Origin of the sequence: Brevibacillus gelatini, from assembly GCF_050920745.1 — a bacterium.
GTDB lineage: Bacteria > Bacillota > Bacilli > Brevibacillales > Brevibacillaceae > Brevibacillus > Brevibacillus gelatini.
The window spans coordinates 3,435,179-3,452,725 of record NZ_CP154342.1; the positions used below are offsets into that span (position 1 = coordinate 3,435,179).

The window sequence follows — 17,547 nt, forward strand, 5'->3', positions numbered from 1 at the left end:
CTCATAGCAATCTAGGTAACTATATCGTGTTAGCTGGTTTTTGTAAACAGTTTCAACAGAAAAAACCGGACAATAACAAAACGGAGCAGAACCACTCTTCTCTGCTCCGTTACCTGTCAGGCAGCCTACTACCGCGAAAGCGATTTTGGCGGTTGCCCAACCTGTGCTGCACGCTGTTTTTTCCCTAAAAAGTTGGTCCCGATGACTCCCAAAATAATCATGAGGGCACCGAGCAAATGGTAGTAGGCGATCTGTTCCTGCAGGAAAAACGCGCCAGCCGCAATCGTCACGATTGTAGACAGGTTGCTGAATACACTTAATTTTGACGCTTCCATTTTCGAGAGGGCAAAATTGGTCATGAATGACGTCACCAGCGAGGATAGGATTCCCAGGTACAAAATGGCGATGACGAACGTTGGCTGGGTGAATGGCTCGAAAAAGGCGGACAGCGTCCCCTCCGAGCCGTGCTGGATCAAAGCCAGCACATTAAATGATACAAAACCGATAACCGAAACCATATATGTTACGTCTATATAATGGAAGGCTTTTGTCATCTTCTTGGCGAGCACGCCGTATCCGGCCATCGAAAGCGCCGACAGCAGGATCAAAACCGCCCCGACGCTGTCGCCCGTCCAGGTCCCTGCTCCTTTCATCGCGAAAATGAACACGACACCCGCGACAGACAGGAGTGTGGACAGCTTTTGCAGCCAGGTCGACGTCTCTTTCAGGAAGAAGGCGGCCATTATCATGGTAAAGATCGGCACTGTTGCCGTAATAATGCCCGCCTCCGACGATGTCGTGTAGACCAGCCCGAACGTTTGCAGTCCGAAAAAGAACACCGGGTAGAGTAAGGCAAGCGGCAGAATGGCCAACATTTCCCGCGGCTTGATCGACAAGCGAATCCAGCCGAACACAAGCGGAATCGAAGCTGTGACAAACGCCACGGTAAAACGATGCGCCACCGTATCAAACGGACTTGCTGCCGTGAGCGCCATTTTGACAAAAAGAAAAGACAGGCCGATAATCAGGGCATTCAGCAGAGCTGCCAGTATCGCTTTTGGTTGATCTTTCAAACAAATCTCTCCTCTATCGTTGCATATGCAACTGTTTATCTTTGCTTTCATAGTAAAGCGGTGCCAATCGTGCTACAATGCAAAAAAAGCCGATCTGTACCGATACAAAATTCACCGCCGGGGAGGGATTTTATGCACAAATACTTGCAGTTGCAAAATGAACTGGAGTCGCTGATCGCAAACCTCCGGGACGGAGACAAGCTGCCCTCCATCCGCAAGCTGTCTGCCCGGTATCAATGCAGCAAAAGCACTGTCATTTCTGCTTTGAACGAATTGGAAAAGCGCCACCTCATCTACTCGGTAGACCGCAGCGGCTTCTACGTCGTGAAAAAAGAGCTGGAAGCCACGCAAAAGGATTCAGACATCATCGACTTTGCCACCTCTGCCCCTGATCCGGACGTGTTTCCCTATCTCGACTTCCAGCACTGTATCAATAAAGCGATTGAGACGTACCGCAACGATTTGTTTTTGTACGGCACTCCCAAAGGCTTGCCGACGCTGATCCCCGTGATCGCCAGGCACCTCGCGAACCATCAGGTGTTTGCCAAGCCTGCGAACATGTTCATCACGGCAGGCGTTCAGCAGGCGCTGTCCATCTTGTGTACGATCCCGTTTCCGAACGGCCGGGAAACCGTGCTGATCGAGCAGCCGAGCTATCACCTGCTTATCAAATATATGCAGTTGCACAAGCTTCCGGTAAAAGGCATCCGGCGAACGGCTCAAGGAATTGATCTGGACCAGCTGGAGCTAATCTTTCGGACCGAAAAAATCAAATTTTTTTACACGATGCCGCGCTTCCACAACCCGCTTGGAACGACGTACAGCCGCAAGGAAAAACAGCAGATTGTCGAGTTGGCGCAGCAATACGACGTTTACGTTGTGGAAGACGACCATATGGCGGATCTGGAGCATGACAGCAAGGCAGACCCGCTGTTCGCCTACGACCGCTTCGGCCGCACGATTTATTTGAAAAGCTATTCCAAAATCATTTTTCCCGGCTTGCGCCTGGGCGCAGCTGTCGTTCCCGATGCGCTCTGCGAGACATTTCTTGCGTACAAGGGCCTTCACGACATCGACAGTTCCATGCTCTCCCAGGCCGCGTTGGAAATTTATTTAAAAAGTGGAATGTTTGAGCGGCATCGGCAAAAAATACGCCAATCGTACCAGCAAAGGTCGAAACTGCTGACCGACGCTCTGGTCGCGCATGCCTCGCGCCCGGACGCTTTGTTTACGTTTCAACCGTTACCGTATCCGGGAATTCACACGCATCTTGTCCTCGATCAGCGGATTCCTGTTTCCCGTCTCATCCAGCAGTCAAAAAAGCGTTCGATCCTGCTGGAAGCAATTGACCAGCATTATCTTCCTGATTTTCCTAAAGAAAACATATTGAAGCTAAACGTATCCAACGTTAAAGAAGAAGTGCTGGAAAAAGGAATTCATCAGTTGATGGCGATATTGCATGCGATGCGGTTATAATGAAGAAAGGCAAAAATCCGACGCGAGCTTCACTGGCGGTTTGCAACATGACTCTACCCATTTTTTCGCTTACGGCAGGCGGATTTTGAGAGATGGATAAAGGAGAATGAAATGGTTCAGAACGTTTTAGATTTTTTGATGGAATACGGCATTTGGGGAGTCGTCATCCATTCTTTTGCAGACGCCATCATCTTCCCCATTCCCGTGTTCTTTCTGCAGGTATCACTTAGCCTGATCGATCCATCCTCTGCTTTATGGATTGCTACGGCAGGATATATCGCCTGTCTGCTTGGAACACCGGTCGGCTACTATCTCGGCAGGTTCCTGGGCCACTCCGTCTTGTACAAACTGCTCAAAAAAGAGTGGATTGATTCGGCGACAGAGCTGTTCCAAAAACGCGGGGAAGTCGCCATTTTTGTCGGCTCGTTTACGCCGATTCCGTTTAAAGTGTTTACGATTTTGTCCGGCTGCCTGAACTATCCGCTCTGGAAGCTGATTGGCTACGCAGCCATCGGGAGGGCTGTCAAATTTTACGTCGTCGGCTTCCTGTTTTATTTTTACGGGCGGATGGCGGAAAACATGGTCGGTCACGTCTCCCTGTACGTGTTTTTGCTCATGATTCCGATTCTTTTGATCGGACTTCTGGTGCGAAAAATCCGGGCTAAAAGGCAGATGCTGCATACGGTAAACAAGCAAACGGGCAATGAGTAAGGCTTGCCCAAGCGAAAGGGACTGTCCGAAAAAGGGCAGTTTCACAAGCAGAAACATGGCTCTATCAACGTTTCTGACAGACAAAAGGGGCGTCTCGAAGTCGAGTTTTCGACGTTTGAGACAGCCCCTTCTCATGTTTTGGACCTGCGATCCTGCGGGTCCTTATGCTTTTTTTACACGGATGTCGCCTTCCTCGACATCGACCACGATAGCGCGCACATCCGCTTCCTCCATCACCAGATCGGCGATGCCGTCCTCTACATACTGCGAAATGACACGACGCAGTGGACGCGCCCCGAATGCAGGGTTGTAGCCCAGCTCCGCCAGCTTTTCCTTGGCTGCATCGGTGACGGCAAGCTCCATGCCTTGCTCTTGCAGATTCGCCACCACATCTTGCAGCAGCAGCTCGACAATTTTGACCAAATCTTGTTTTTCCAGATGAGCAAAGGAAATGATCGAGTCGAAACGGTTCAAAAATTCCGGCTTGAAGTACGCGCCAAGCGAGTCGAGCACAGTGCCAGGCTTAGGCGACTCTGCTCCGAAGCCGACGGAGATTTTGCGTTCGGTCGCACCCGCGTTGCTCGTCGCGATGATGACGGTTTCCTTGAAGTTCACGGTGCGGCCCTGGCTGTCGGTTAAGCGACCGTCCTCCAAAATTTGCAGGAACATGTGCATGACGTCGGGATGCGCTTTTTCAATCTCATCCAGCAAAATGATGCTGTACGGGTTGCGGCGCACGCGCTCGGTCAACTGCCCTGCTTCCTCGTGGCCCACATAGCCTGGAGGCGAACCGATCAGCTTGGAGACGGAATGCTTCTCCATGTACTCGCTCATGTCGAGACGAATCATCGAGTCGCGGGTGCCGAACAGTTCCTCCGCAAGTGCCTTGGACAGCTCGGTTTTCCCTACGCCAGTCGGCCCGACGAACAGGAAAGAAGCAATCGGTCTGTTTTTCGGCTTCAATCCGGCGCGGCTGCGGCGAATCGCCTTGGCAACCTGTGTGACCGCCTCTGACTGGCCGATCACTTTGGCTTCGAGACGTGCCGCCAGGTTTTTCATCCGCTCTTGCTCGTCGCTTTGCAGCTTGCGGACCGGAATGCCTGTCTTTTGCTCAATCATCTCCTGAATGTCTGCCACTTCGACTTGCGCGCGATTGGCCGCTCCATCCAGCTGATCGAGCTTGGCGAGAATTTCGGCTTCCTCGTCGCGCAGACGGGCCGCTTGCTCGTAGTTTTCCTGTTCAGTCGCAGCTTTTTTCTCCTGGTTGATTTGTGCGAGCCGCTCATGCAGCTGGGCGGTGTCTGCCCCGGACGAACGCAGGTTCAGGCGCGAGCCCGCTTCATCCATCAGGTCAATTGCCTTGTCCGGGAGGAAACGGTCCTGAATGTAGCGGTGCGAATATTCCACGCAAGCGCGGATTACGTCGTCGGAGTAGGATACCTGGTGGAACGCCTCGTACTTCGGACGCAGCCCTTGCAGGATTTCGATGGCGGCTTCCACTGTCGGCTCTTTGACCATGACAGGCTGCAGGCGGCGCTCCAGTGCAGCGTCTTTTTCAATGATGCGGTACTCTTTCAATGTGGTTGCCCCGATCAACTGCAACTCGCCGCGGGCCAGGGCAGGCTTGAGAATGTTGCCTGCATCCATGGAGCCTTCTGCGGAGCCGGCGCCTACCAGCAGGTGAATCTCATCGACGAACAAAATGACGTTTTTACGCGCTTGCAGTTCGGCGATGACTTGCTTCATTTTTTCCTCGAATTGCCCGCGAATTCCTGTGCCCGCTACCAGCGAAGCGACATCCAGCACGTACACCTGCTTGTTTTTCAGCTTGGCGGGCACTTGCCCTTCGGTAATGCGCAGCGCCAGTCCTTCCGCAATCGCCGTCTTCCCTACTCCCGGCTCCCCGATCAGAACCGGGTTGTTTTTGTTGCGGCGGTTCAAGATCTCGATGACGCGCTCGATTTCCTGGTCGCGCCCGATCACCGGATCGATCAGCCCGGCGCGCGCCGCATCGTTCAAATTGCGGCCCAGCTCGTCGAGAATGCCGCCGCGGTCCGGTGCCTGCGGCTCTTGCGCTTTCGGCTTGCCGCCCTTCGCTTGCGCCTGGGCGAAGCCTTGCAGAAACTCGTCCAGACCGGAGAACGAGGAAAATGGCGTGAAGCCCATGTTCATGCCGATCCCCAACTTGCTGCCCAGCTTGGCGTGGCACTCCTTGCAGAGTTGGTAGGCTTGCCGGTTGTTTTGTATTTGGATATGAACAGAAACCGTTGCTTGACGTTGTTTGCAGATTTCGCATTGCATGTTTTCATACCCCCAAAATGTTTATTTATTTTGGAATGTAGACGTGCACGTTTTGATTCCTGGAAGGTTCCATTGTTGTTTGACCTTCTCTGACCTTCGATGACTTTATTATAGTTTGACCTTCTTTGACTTTCAAGTGGGTTTGCTTGGATTTTGCACATACGTTTGGGAAAAGCTATGCAGGACGCAGGTTCGCTATTGCCTCGCCGAAGAACCCTTCCTATAATGATCTTGATATTCGTAAAAGTCAGGGGGCTTCTCACTTGAACACACTCGCGTATGGACTCCTGGGGCTGGTCGCCCGCACACCCAGCTCTGGCTATGATCTGATGCTCAAGCTGCAACCATTTTGGCAGGCCAAACACAGCCAGATTTACCCGTTGCTGGCCAAGCTGGAACAGGAGGGCTATCTGGAGTTCACTCGCATCCACCAGACAGATCGTCCGGACAAAAAAGTGTATTCGATTACGGAAAAAGGACAGATCGCGCTGCAAGTCTGGCTCAGTGAGCCGGCAGCCGAGCCTGTCGTCCGGGACGAACTGGTGCTGAAAACGTACTGCCTTGGTCTTGCAGATAGAAAAGCGGCAGCAGCCTTGTTTGTTGAACGCATCCAGCAATGCCGCGAGAATTTGGACATGTACGAGCACTACATCCAGGAATACAAGGCAGATGCTGTCGACCATGCCCATCCTCCCGACCACCCGGATCATCCGTCGTTTGGCGATTACCTTTTGCTCTCGTGGGGAGCGCGGCGCATGAGAGAGGACATCACCTGGTGCGAGTGGGTTCTGGAGTTGCTCAAAAAGGGCGAATAGAATAACGAACAACGAAAAGCAAAAAAGCAAACGAGTCTTTGGAACCGTTGTCCAAAAACCGTTTGCTTTTTCGTTTGGCCTGCCGGAATCTGCAGTCGTCTAAAACGTATATGCCTCTACTTCTGCAAGCGTCGGCAGGGACGGCTGTGCCCCGCGTCTGGTCACGACAATCGCCGCTACTTTGCTGGCGAATGCCGCCGCTTCCTCTTCCGCCATCCCCTTTGCGATCCCGACGGCAAAAGCAGCCGTAAACGAATCGCCGGCCGCCGTCGTATCCACAGGCTCCACCCGGCAGGCAGGCACGTGTGTAGCGCCTTCTGCCGTCACGAGCAGAGCGCCTTTTTCACCCAGCGTCACGATAACCCGCTTCGGCCCGCTTGCCAAGAGCTTTTTCGCCGCCGTCTCCGCTTCTGAAAGCGTTGCAGTCGGCATGCCGCTCAAGCTCGCAAGCTCTGTCTCGTTTGGCGTCAAGGTGTGGGCGTGCTGCAGCAGCTCGGGTGAAAGCGCCTGCGCCGGAGCCGGAGCCGGGTTCAAAATGACCAGCTTGCCCAGTCCGGATACCTTTTTCACGGTGTATTCCACTACGGGAAGCGGAATTTCCAGTTGCAGCAGCACGACGTCGCTCTCTTCGAGGATGGTCAGGTTCTCTTCGATGTGCTCTACGCTCATTTGCGCATTGGCTCCCGGGACGAGCACAATGTTGTTCTCCCCGTCGTCGCTCACATTAATAAAAGCCATTCCCGTCGTCCCCGAGCGCTTGATTCCTTCCACGTGAACGTGCGCCTCTGTCAGGCTGTTCAGCAGCTTGCTGCCGTACTCGTCCTCGCCGACCATCCCGATCATGGAAACGTGTGCGCCCAGACGCGCAGCGGCAACCGCCTGATTGGCCCCTTTGCCGCCTGGGATCAGCCGGAAGTCATGGCTCAAAATCGTTTCACCTGCCTTGGGCAAATGGTGGACGTGGGAGACGAGATCCATGTTGAGGCTGCCTACTACTGTGATTTTCACAATTGCTGCCTCCTCCCTGTTCTTTGTCAGTGTCATTTTTTTCAGATTTGTTTTTTGTCAATTTGTTGTTGGGCAAACATTCACTCGTTAAATTGTACTGGCCTGTCTCTTCGCACTCGCTTTTTCCCACCCATGATACCATCACCATGAACTGCCTTCAACAAAGGCCCCAGATCGCTTATCAGCGTTTTCAGCAGCTCCTATTCACCTGAGCGCTGCTCGTGCAACGTCGGCCAGACGTTCTCATCATGCTCGTCCAGCACCGCTTCAATCTGGTCGCCTCTGAACACAGCGATGTAGCCGCGCGGCAGTGCCAGCGCCTGCAAAAGAGACGGACGGTGCTTTAGCAGTTGGAAAATGTAGTACGATTCCAGCCCGTCGCTGTCCACCTCGCCCCGCACAGGCCCGAGATACCAGCCGGAGTCGCCTGCTTCCCTTTGTTCGGCGCGCTGCAAATAGACATGTTCCTCTTCAAGTGCCCCTTTGGCCACCACGATCTTGTCCTGGAACAGCGCAGCTTCTCCTGTCAGTTGCAACGTTTGCAGGCAGTGGTTTTGCGCCATCTGGATATAGAGCGACACGGACAGGTCGCGGTTTGTTTCTGTAAACGGATTCGTGTCATAGTCCGGTGCGACAATTTCCATCTGGCCTTCGTGCCCTTCGCGTTCCTTTACAATCAAAATCGTCCAGCCTACTTGGATTTTCGCACCGTTTCGCAGTGGCCCGTTCTCATGCTCCACATCCGCAAACAGATCGAGCAAAAAGTCGGCCTGCTCCGCCAGAAACTCCCGGCAAGTCACGACGAAGATTTTGTTGCTGATTTGCTTGGTACGTTGACAGAGGGGAAACTGCCCTTGTGGTGGGGAGGTGCTGTTGCTCATCGGTAACATCCTTTCTTATACGCCGATTGGGCTTGCAAATACGCTCGATTTGGCTGGCAAAATCGTTGCTGGGGCCAAATACGTTAGACTCGTTGGTAATAGGGTACATGGATGCCAAGACAATGCAGCTTTTTCCCCAGAGAGCGAAGCATGGGAAATACTACCCGGTATCGTCTGCCCTGCCGTAAAAAAAGAAGAGGGATGCGCTCCCTCTTACGTCATCCCTCTCCATACACATTCGCGTTTTCCCATTACGGTAATGGCCATCTTTTTATTTTGACTTAAACGGCGCTGCCAGCAGTTGCGCCAGCTTGCTCACATTAGGCTCGATCATGCAACTGAAGTGGTTTCCTTCGATTGTCGTCACTTCCAGCTCGCCCAGGCACACATCCTGCCAGAACGCAAGAGTCGTATCATCGGTGCGCGGCAGGAACAAAAACGGCTCGGTCGCCAAAAGGAAGCGGATGTCGCCCATGTACGGCAGCGGCGTATAACGAGCGGCCTTGAAGCTTTGGCGGAACACCTGGCACAAGCCTTCCGCCATCTCGATCGGCATTTGCTCCCCGGTTGCCTTGGCTTTGGCGTTGACATACGCCGCGAAGCGCTCCCGCTTGCTGACAGCTGCCATGTTGCGGAACAGCTCTCCGACTCGATCCAGCCCCGCGTCTCCGCCAATGGTTACAGCAGCTCCTTGCGGAATGCACGCCCCATGCTTTTCGACGAGCTGCATGACGCCGCGCGCCAAATCTTTTTCATCGACCTCACCGAAGCCCGCCTGTGCAAGCGTAATGTTCAAATTCGGCACAAACAGCGTTTCAACGAGCACATCGTCGTCCACCTCGGTGAAAATCGGCGGAATGTCGATCAGGGCGAGGTCCACGATGTGAATGCCGCGCTCCATCAGTCGTCTGGCGACCTCCACGGCAATCAGTCCACCCAGTGAATACCCGATCAACTGCACTTCCCTGTGACCACCTGCCATCAGGCACTCAGCGTAGTCATCCGCTACAGTCTCGATCAGCTCGGACGGCTCCAGGGAGCAGTATTTTTCCATATCAGCAATGGCTACACCTACGATGCTGCCCACTTTCTGGGCTTGCAGGCGGGCAAGCAGAGGCCGGAAGATGTCCATTGTACCCAAGACGGCGTGGAACACGACGCGGAGCGGGCCCTCCTGAGCGCTGCCGTACGGAATCAGCACGGCATTGCTTGCGCCATCCTGCTTGCCAGGCCATGTCGTCGCTTCGCTCTCGCTCTTTGTAACTTGTCTGCGCGAGCGGATGAAGTCAGCCAACTCGGCGATAGTCGGGTAGTTCAGCATTTGCCGCAGCAGGGCGTCAAATGGAATTGCTTCGAGTTCCGGATCTTCTGCCAGCTTGTCGCGCAGCTTTCCTGCCACCTGCGCCATGATGAGCGAGTCGGCCCCATGTTCGTAAAAGCTTTGCAATTTGCCGATAGCCACGAGACCGAGCGCCTCCGCCCACATCTGGGCAAGCTGTGCTTCCAGCGGGTCCAGCTCTTCTTCGACCACAGCTGCCGTCACCTGTGTCCCATTTGCTGCAGGACGCCATTGTGCCAGGGTGCGCCGATCTATTTTGCCATTTCCGGTCAGCGGAAGCGCATCGACTACCTGCAAATGCTGAGGCAGCATGTACGCAGGAACCAATCCGGCCAAAAATTCTTCCAGCTCTGCCGCTTCCACTGCCAGGCGATCTTGCTTCATCCGTTTGGCAAACAGATGGAACCCGAGCGCGGTCAGCTTGTCGTCCTCTTGCGGCAGCAGCAATAGCGGTTCATTTTCTTCTTCCTGAAGCTGACGCAGCCAATCGTGGCGATCCAGATAAGACGTCTCCAGACGCAACTCGTCTCCTGGCTCCATCATCATGAACGCCTGCGAGGCCAAAATCCACAGATGCTCAATCGTCGGCTCGGTGAAGACGAACCAGCCCCCCGGACGAATCAGCTCCCGCAACCTGCGCATGCTCGCCGGGATGTCGCGGGCATTTTCCAGTACCCCGGCTGCCAGCACGACATCGAAGCTGTTCGGCGCAAAGCCTTGGGCACGGTAGTCCTGGTCGACGTCAAAGACGCCGAAGCTTACGTGCGAATATTGGGCAAAGCGCTGTTTGGCTCCCGGAATGAAGAACGGAGCCACATCGGTAAAGACGTATTCAATCTGGTGGCCTTCGAGCGCCTTGAGGACGTGTCCTGTCGTCGCTCCGGTTCCGGCACCGACCTCCAAAATGCGCAGCGGCTTGTTTCCATGCTTTTCGGCGATTCGCTGCAGGAGCAGGCACATGCATTTGTTCAGATAGTTCGCCATAATATGCTCGATATACAGCGTATGGACATGGTCGAATTTGCCTTCCGGGAACAGAAGCGCTACCGGATCTTCCTGGCCGCCGAGCAGTTCTGGCAGCTTTTCGGCGTTTTTGCGGACGTATGCCGTAAAGCCTGATGTCCCCAGCATGTTCGTCCAAATCGTCTCGGCTTCTGTCCAGTAATTGCGGACTAGCTCGTCGTCTGCGACAAGCCCGCTTTCGTACTGCCCATTCGCCTGCTTGAGCAGCATCCCCGCTTCGGCGAGCTTCGCCACCCAGCGTCGCGCCAGCCAGTGGTATTTTGGCAGGATGCTATCTGCTTGCAGCAAATCTTCCAGCGAATGCGCCTTTCCTTTTGCGAAAAATCCAAGCGTTTGCAGCGCGCGCAGCATTGAATGGAGCACGGCCCGATCAAGGCTGGCCATCGCTTCTTCGATTTGCCGGGCGCTAATGTGTGAGGCAATCTCCCCGGCTGTCTCGCCGATACCGTTTGTCAGTTGTGCAAATTCAGCTGCTTCAGCTGTGCGGTTACGTTCTTTTTTACGGGCCAACTCCGCGATCCCGAGCAAAACTGGCTCATCGCTCGACCCGTCCAGTACGACGCCTGCTGCGGCTACTGCCGGATGCTTGAGCAGCGCTGATTCGATTTCCCCCAGTTCGATGCGGTGTCCGCGAACTTTGACCTGATTGTCTTCGCGGCCCAAAAACTCGATCTCACCACCCGGCGTGTATCGGCCCAAATCTCCGGTGCGATAAAGTCGCTGTCCATCTGTCGGATGCAGGAAAAAGCGCTCGGCAGACAGCTTTTCATCGCCCACGTACCCTTGAGCCAGACCGTGTCCGGTAATGTACAGCTCGCCCGTTACCCACACGGGGCAATCACGCATTTGCGAGTCGAGTACCCGGAAGCCCTGGTTGGCAAGCGGACGTCCGTACGGAATGCTGCACCAGTTTGGCATAAGTCCTTTGTATAGATGGTAAATGGACCAAATTGCCGCTTCCGTGGCCCCACCCATGCTGACCGTCTGGGCAAACGGCAGACGTTTTGTCATCTGATCGGGCAGCGTCAAAGGAATCCAGTCGCCCGAGAGCAGCGCCAGACGCAAGCTGGACAAGCATACCTCTGGAATACCGTCCAAATAGGTGACGAGCATCTGCATCATCGCCGGAACCGAATCCCATACCGTAATCTCGTGGGTAAGCACCAGCTCGACCCAATGGGATGGGTCTGTCTGTCGGTCGACCTGCGGGAGAACGAGCGCTCCGCCAACCGCCAGCGGACCGAAAATGTCGTAGACGGACAAGTCAAAGCTGAGCTGGGCAAGCCCAAGCACCTTGTCGTTTTCATTGATGGCAAAGCGACGGTTGATGTCGGCAATCGTGTTGGCAGCGGCGCGGTGGCTAACGACAACACCTTTTGGCTGTCCAGTAGAACCGGACGTATAGATGATGTAGGCTGGCAAGTCGGGATTTTGGTCAGGCAAAATTAACGGCGTCTGCTGCGGCACGACCTGATCGACAGCCACGATCTGCACTCCCTCTGGCCACTCGGCTGCCACTGTCGACAAGCTCAACACATAGCGGATGTCTGCCTGCTCCACCATCGCCAGCCTCCTCGGAAGCGGCTGCTTGGGATCAATCGGCACGTAAACCGCCCCGGCAAACAGCGTACCCAGCACTGCCGTGACCTGATGGGCGCATTTTTCCATCGCGATTGCCACGCGATCCTGCTCGCGGCATCCGAGCTGCTTCAGCTCTCCGGCCACTGCCGCAGCTCGTTTCACCAGCTCCGCATACGTGAGCTGACCCTCGCTGTCGATCACAGCCGGACGATCCGGCGTCGCCATTGCTTGCGCCACGATTGGCTGATGCAGGCAGTAGTCAGGCAAAGGCGCTTTGGTGTCATTGATTTGCTCGCGCTCCTTCTGCTGCCAGAGCGGCAGGGCAATCTCGCTGCCTTCTGTCCACACCTGCTCGTCGTCTACCAGAGCGTGCAGCAAATCCGAAAAGGCCGCAAACATATCGTCGACCACTTTTTCAGGGAAGACGCCCTCGCGCACATCCCAGTTGACCTGCAAGCCTTCCGCGCTGTCCATCGCCTGGCAATCGATAAACACTTGCGGCGTCTGGCTGATGCCGTGTCCGGAGATTTTTCCGGAAAGGCGTCCGCCTTCGGTCGGCTGAACCAGCCCGATCGCACTGGTAAACACAATCGGCATCAAAGCAGCTTCGCGCCCGCGCCTGCGCGCCATCTCGCGCATGACCTCGACACCGGAATAAAGCCGATGGTCCAAATCTTCGAACAACTGCTTCTGGATTGCCTTGGCCCGACCCTGGAAGGATCGCTCGGCCCCCCAGTCTACCGCCAGCAAATTGACGGAGGTAAAGTCACCGACGATATCATGCACACGCTCATGCAGCGGCTGGCGATTCAACAGGGTCAAGTTCAGGCAAAACGCGCTGTTTTGGCTCCAGCGCTCGATCACGGCGGCAAAAGCGGTCATGACCGCAGCCGTTGGCGTCAGCCCGCGCTTCTGCGCCCGTTGCTTGAACAGCTCCCACTCTGCCGGATTTAAGCGGATGAACTGTCGACGGAACCGTGCTGGCCCACTGTCGGCTTCTGTCCGGGCAAGCGGCAGATCTGGTGCTTGCGGCAAATCGTCGATTCGCGACTGCCAGTAGGCCTTGTCGCGGGAATAAGCAGCCGTCTCGCGCAAGCTGCGTTCGGCCAGCACGTAATCGCGGAACGTAATCGGCAGCTTCGGCAGCTCTTTGTTCGGCTCTTTGTAGAGCGCCTCAAATTCACCCAGAAGCAGCCAAATGCTCGCCCAGTCCGCGATCAGAAACTCCATGGAGACGTGCAGCACAGCACGGTCTGCTGTCTTGGTCACGGCAATCCCGAACAGCGGCCATTGGGCCGTATCGTACATGCGGTGGCCCATGTCCTCGCGAATGGTTTCCAGCACAGCCTCGGCTTTTGCCGCATCCAGTTCGCTCGTGTCCGTGTAGGGCACTGCAAGCCGCGGCACGGTTTCCATAACGCGCTGCTGTCCGTCGGAATCAATCGTCGCCCGCAGCATGTCGTGACGGGCAATCAACTGATTCCACGCTTCCTCTGTCCGTACCGGGTCCAGCTCAGGGTAGTCCAGCTCCAGGTATATGTGGCATGCCACACCGCCGTAGCCAAACAGCTCATAGCGTCCCAGCAGGTAAGCGGACTGCACATCTGTCAGCGGAAAAGGAGCAAAGCGGGCGTCCGGGTCGGGCACGACCACGACAGGCTGCGCCTCTTGGCGCAAAAGAGCCACGATCTCTGCCTTTTGCTCGCGCAGCGACTGCAAATCTTCAGGAGCCAGACTGCCTTTTGGCGCTTTATATCGCAGGTTTCCCCCCTCTTCCCACAAGGAAACACCTTCCTGGCGAAGCCGAGTCAAAAGCTCGATGCTACTGATCTTGAGGTTTTGGGACATATGCATACACTCCTAATTGGTCAGCTTGACCAGATCGTTGCGGCTGCGGGCTACATCGGCATCCTTCCCGCTCTGCACAGCTTCCTGGCCTTTTTGGATGACAAACAGCTTCTGCTCGAGCAGCGCCAGCGGATGATTGTCCTTGGGCAGCACCGCAAGCTCTCCAACACCTGCGCGGGCAAACACATCGAGCCATTGGGAAACGGTCATGAAGGTCGATTGCGTCTTACTTCGGTCGTCCACAGGCGGCGTCATCATGAACGCCTGCGAGATGAGCATCTCCGTAAACTCCCTGGTCGGCTCCGTGATGAGCATCCAGCCTCCTGGAACCAGACATTCGAGAAGACCACAAATGACCTCATCCGTGTCACGGGCATTGTTGAGCATGCCTGCCGCGATCACGATATCTACGCTTGCCGGCTTCAATCCCTGGCTGAACAAATTTTGGTCGATGTCGACGACTCCAAAACTCATCCACGGGCAATCTTTGAACCGCTCGCGCGCGGAGGCGAGGAAAAAGTGCGACACGTCCGTGTACAAATATTCGGCCTGCAAGCCTTTTGCAACCGCCGGGCGCAGCCTTGCTACAACGCCATCTGTCGTGGCTCCTGTCCCTGCTCCTACCTCAAGAATGCGCAGCGTTCGCTTGTCCGCTGCGATCCGGCTGACTGCCTCTGCCACAGATTTGTTCAAATATTTGGCAATGAGCGTCTCGCGATAGAGCGCGTTTGCCACGTTCATCCGCCCTTCCGGGAACAAGAGCAGCGCGGCCTGCTCGGTATCGTTCATCAGCCCCGCGAGCCGATCTGCATTGTTTTTCAGGTAATCAATGACGAGCGGAGAGCCAAGCTTTCCGCTCCAGGCCTCTTTTGCCAATGCCCAGCGGCGCTCCACCTCTTCTGTTGTCATCTGTTGTGCGCATTGATATGTACCATCTTGCTGTACGAGATAGCCGCGTTCCGTCAACTTTTTCAGCCAGCGCAGGATGACTGGCTCATGCCGGGGAGCGACTTGTGCCAGCGAAAAAATGTCCGCCTCGCTGTACTTCTGCTGTGGATCAGCCAGCGCTCCTTTTGTTTGCAGCACAAACAGCATGGAAGCGAGCGAAGCCTGGTCGAGACGCTCTACGCCCGCCTGCACGATTTTCGCATCAATCCCGCCCAGCTCGCTTTCGGCTGCTTCCGCGCAAGCAAACACATCGCGGCTTGCTTCTCCCGTCTCGGCTGTCGGCTCATCTGCTTCCGCAAACTCATCAGGAATGCTCGTGGCTGCTTGTCTGAGCACTTCCAGCGGAACCGGCTGATGTTGTCCGTTCGTCCGTAGCACCGGATAGCCCAATGCCTGCGTCCAGTCTTGCCATTGCCGCGAGCAAAGCAGCTCCTGCTGCGCGCGCACGTCGACAGCGGCCCTGTCCAGCGTACCGTGAATCATGTCGCGCATCGTGGACAGATCGCGGCCAATCGCCTGCGGCCATTGCTTCGCGAGGATGTTGCGGTAGCTCGCTGTCTCGCTTCCGCCAAGCACCTCCGTACTGCTCTCCAGCATGTAAGCTGGCGGATCAGCCGCGAGCATCCCGTGAATGTCCGGCAAATCAGGCACATGCAGACGCGGCCGCCAGACGACCGGGCCGTGTGTATCAGTAAGCGACAAGCTGCCTCCCGCTACGCCAATCGTAATTTGGTGCAGCAAATGCAGGTGATTGTCCGGATCGTCCGGGTCGACCTCGTTATGCGCGCGAAGCGTAATCGGAATTTTTCCGAGCTGACCCACCAGCACCTGAAACGGCCCCTCATCCTTGATGATATGGCTGATTTTCCACGGACGAATCGTCGGCAAAGCTTCTTGCAGAATATGCATCAGCGGGTACGACACCTGCGTAGCGCACGCGGCGTCGATGTACAAGGCCGGCTGCTTGGCGAGCAGTTCCCTGGCGCATGCGACAAATCGCCGCACAGCAGGCAAGTGTACGTACAAATCACCTGTCATGAAATGAACCCCGCGCTGCCGGGCTTGCTTCAGGCACGCCGCCAAATCCTTGTGATGGATCGGCTGCTCGGAAATGACATGAATGCCGCGGCCAAGCAGCTCCAAAGCCAGCTTCGTCCCTTGTCCGCCCATCACGGTCGAGCGCAGGACAACGCAGGCCAAATCAATATCGTCGGGAAGCTCTGCCACGTCTGTATACAGCGGAACCCCGAACCGCTCTGCGCATTGCTTGGAGCGTTCGCTGCCCTTTGCCAGCAAACCGACAAGTTCAAATTGTTCCGGCAGTGCCCGGACAGCTTCCAGATAAAACTGACCGAAGCGGGAACCGCATACGACGGTGCGCAGCTTGCGAGTCTCTGTCATAGGCCACCTCCCCCTTTTTGTTCGCTCACTTCTTGCGTAAGCTCCATCGTCTGTTCGCGCAGCGCCTCGATCAGCGCCGTCGCCGATACGCCTTCCGCCACAAAGTGGCAGCCCGGCTTGCTGCCGTGTCCTTCTGTTAGCAAGTGGGCAACCTTCGCCGCGATCATACCGGACAGACGGTTCCAGTCCCCCCGATACAGCAGTGTCGAGGAAAGCCGCACGCTCGCTCCGGCGCGCAGTCCGGTCGCATTCAGATGGAACATCGTAAAGTCCTCCACACCTGGCTGCTTCGTCTCGAACTGCTTCAGCAGCATTTCAGCGGAGAGCCGTTTTTGTTCCTCGGTCTTGTACTGCTGGAGTGCCTTAATCATTACAAACTGGTTCAGAATGCCGCTGTGCTGGTAGCTGTTGTAAAAATAGGCGACCGGGATGCTGTGCTGCTTCGCCATCTGGCAAAACTCCTCGGTGATTACCGGATACGTGTCCCGCTTGCCTGCCGGCTGCGGCAGCGTGTAGCTGCGGTGGAACGGCCCATCTATTTTTTGCACGGCTCCCTCTTTGCAATAGCTCATTCCCCAGCCTGTATCTTCCTCAATGCTGCAGACGATATCGTAGGCTGCATTCAAGGAAAATCCGCCCTGGCCCGCAAAAAACAGCTCCAGCTGCTCGATGCGGTCCAGCTCTTTCTCCGCAATATAGGCGGGAAAAACTTCCGACAAGCCAGGGTAAACCCCTGCCGAGATGATGAAGGTCAGTCCTTTTGCCTCGATCTCTGCTTTTCTTTTGAGCAGCAGCCGATACAGGTGTTCGTCGCCAGATACATCGACGTACGGAACCCCTTTTTCCAGGCACGCCACGGCCACTTTGTCCATTACCTGCTTGGCAGGGCCAGCGCAGTTGATGACGATATCGCAGCGGCTGCAAAAATCAGCCAGTTGCGCTGCATCGAACACATCTACCTGCAGCCAGTCGCCTCTGCCCTCGCTGCCCGCGAGCTGTTCGCGAAGCTTCCCGGGATTTCTCCCGCCGAGCAAAAGCCGATGTCCGGTCGATGCAAGAATCGTCTGCAACGCAGCTCCGCCTACCACTCCGGTCGTTCCGAGAATGCCGACTGTTTTTATCTCCACGTGTTCTCTCCCTCT

The 17,547-nt window shown here is 55.6% G+C and carries 10 protein-coding genes; 3 read left to right on the forward strand and 7 right to left on the reverse strand.

What is annotated here, in order from left to right; genetic code table 11:
* Positions 1–128: 128 nt before the first annotated feature.
* Complete coding sequence (locus AAFJ72_RS16600) at positions 129–1,073, reverse strand: DMT family transporter (protein WP_432774806.1); 945 nt, start codon at positions 1,071–1,073, stop codon at positions 129–131.
* Positions 1,074–1,205: 132 nt separating this feature from the next.
* Here AAFJ72_RS16600 and AAFJ72_RS16605 point away from each other — a divergent pair, with 132 nt between their 5' ends.
* Positions 1,206–2,549 carry a PLP-dependent aminotransferase family protein gene (locus tag AAFJ72_RS16605; RefSeq protein WP_432774807.1) on the forward strand — a complete coding sequence of 448 codons (1,344 nt, stop codon included), beginning with the start codon at positions 1,206–1,208 and terminating at the stop codon, positions 2,547–2,549.
* Between the two features lie 111 nt (positions 2,550–2,660).
* Positions 2,661–3,260 carry a YqaA family protein gene (locus AAFJ72_RS16610; protein WP_122906810.1) on the forward strand — a complete coding sequence of 200 codons (600 nt, stop codon included), beginning with the start codon at positions 2,661–2,663 and terminating at the stop codon, positions 3,258–3,260.
* Positions 3,261–3,422: 162 nt separating this feature from the next.
* On the opposite strand, the gene AAFJ72_RS16615 is transcribed toward AAFJ72_RS16610, so the two are convergent.
* Positions 3,423–5,561: an AAA family ATPase gene (locus AAFJ72_RS16615; RefSeq protein WP_432774808.1), complete on the reverse strand. Its 2,139-nt coding sequence runs from the start codon at positions 5,559–5,561 to the stop codon at positions 3,423–3,425.
* 263 nt (positions 5,562–5,824) lie between these two features.
* On the opposite strand from AAFJ72_RS16615, the gene AAFJ72_RS16620 reads away from it, so the two are divergent.
* Positions 5,825–6,376: a PadR family transcriptional regulator gene (locus AAFJ72_RS16620; protein ID WP_432774809.1), complete on the forward strand. Its 552-nt coding sequence runs from the start codon at positions 5,825–5,827 to the stop codon at positions 6,374–6,376.
* A gap of 99 nt (positions 6,377–6,475) precedes the next feature.
* Here the strand turns inward: AAFJ72_RS16620 and rbsK are convergent, their stop codons facing one another.
* From rbsK to AAFJ72_RS16645, 5 genes are all read right to left on the reverse strand, one after another.
* Positions 6,476–7,384, reverse strand: coding sequence for a ribokinase (gene rbsK / locus AAFJ72_RS16625; protein ID WP_432774810.1), 909 nt, complete (start codon positions 7,382–7,384; stop codon positions 6,476–6,478).
* A 200-nt stretch (positions 7,385–7,584) separates the two neighbouring features.
* Positions 7,585–8,265, reverse strand: coding sequence for an immunity protein Imm33 domain-containing protein (locus AAFJ72_RS16630; protein WP_122906814.1), 681 nt, complete (start codon positions 8,263–8,265; stop codon positions 7,585–7,587).
* Positions 8,266–8,536: 271 nt separating this feature from the next.
* Positions 8,537–14,056: an amino acid adenylation domain-containing protein gene (locus tag AAFJ72_RS16635; RefSeq protein WP_432774811.1), complete on the reverse strand. Its 5,520-nt coding sequence runs from the start codon at positions 14,054–14,056 to the stop codon at positions 8,537–8,539.
* 12 nt (positions 14,057–14,068) lie between these two features.
* Complete coding sequence (locus tag AAFJ72_RS16640; RefSeq protein ID WP_432774812.1) at positions 14,069–16,405, reverse strand: Gfo/Idh/MocA family oxidoreductase; 2,337 nt, start codon at positions 16,403–16,405, stop codon at positions 14,069–14,071.
* Entirely contained in the window at positions 16,402–17,532 is a 1,131-nt protein-coding gene (locus AAFJ72_RS16645) for a saccharopine dehydrogenase family protein (RefSeq protein ID WP_122906817.1), read from the reverse strand. Before AAFJ72_RS16645 ends, AAFJ72_RS16640 begins: the two co-directional genes overlap by 4 nt.
* Between the last annotated feature and the right edge of the window lie 15 nt (positions 17,533–17,547).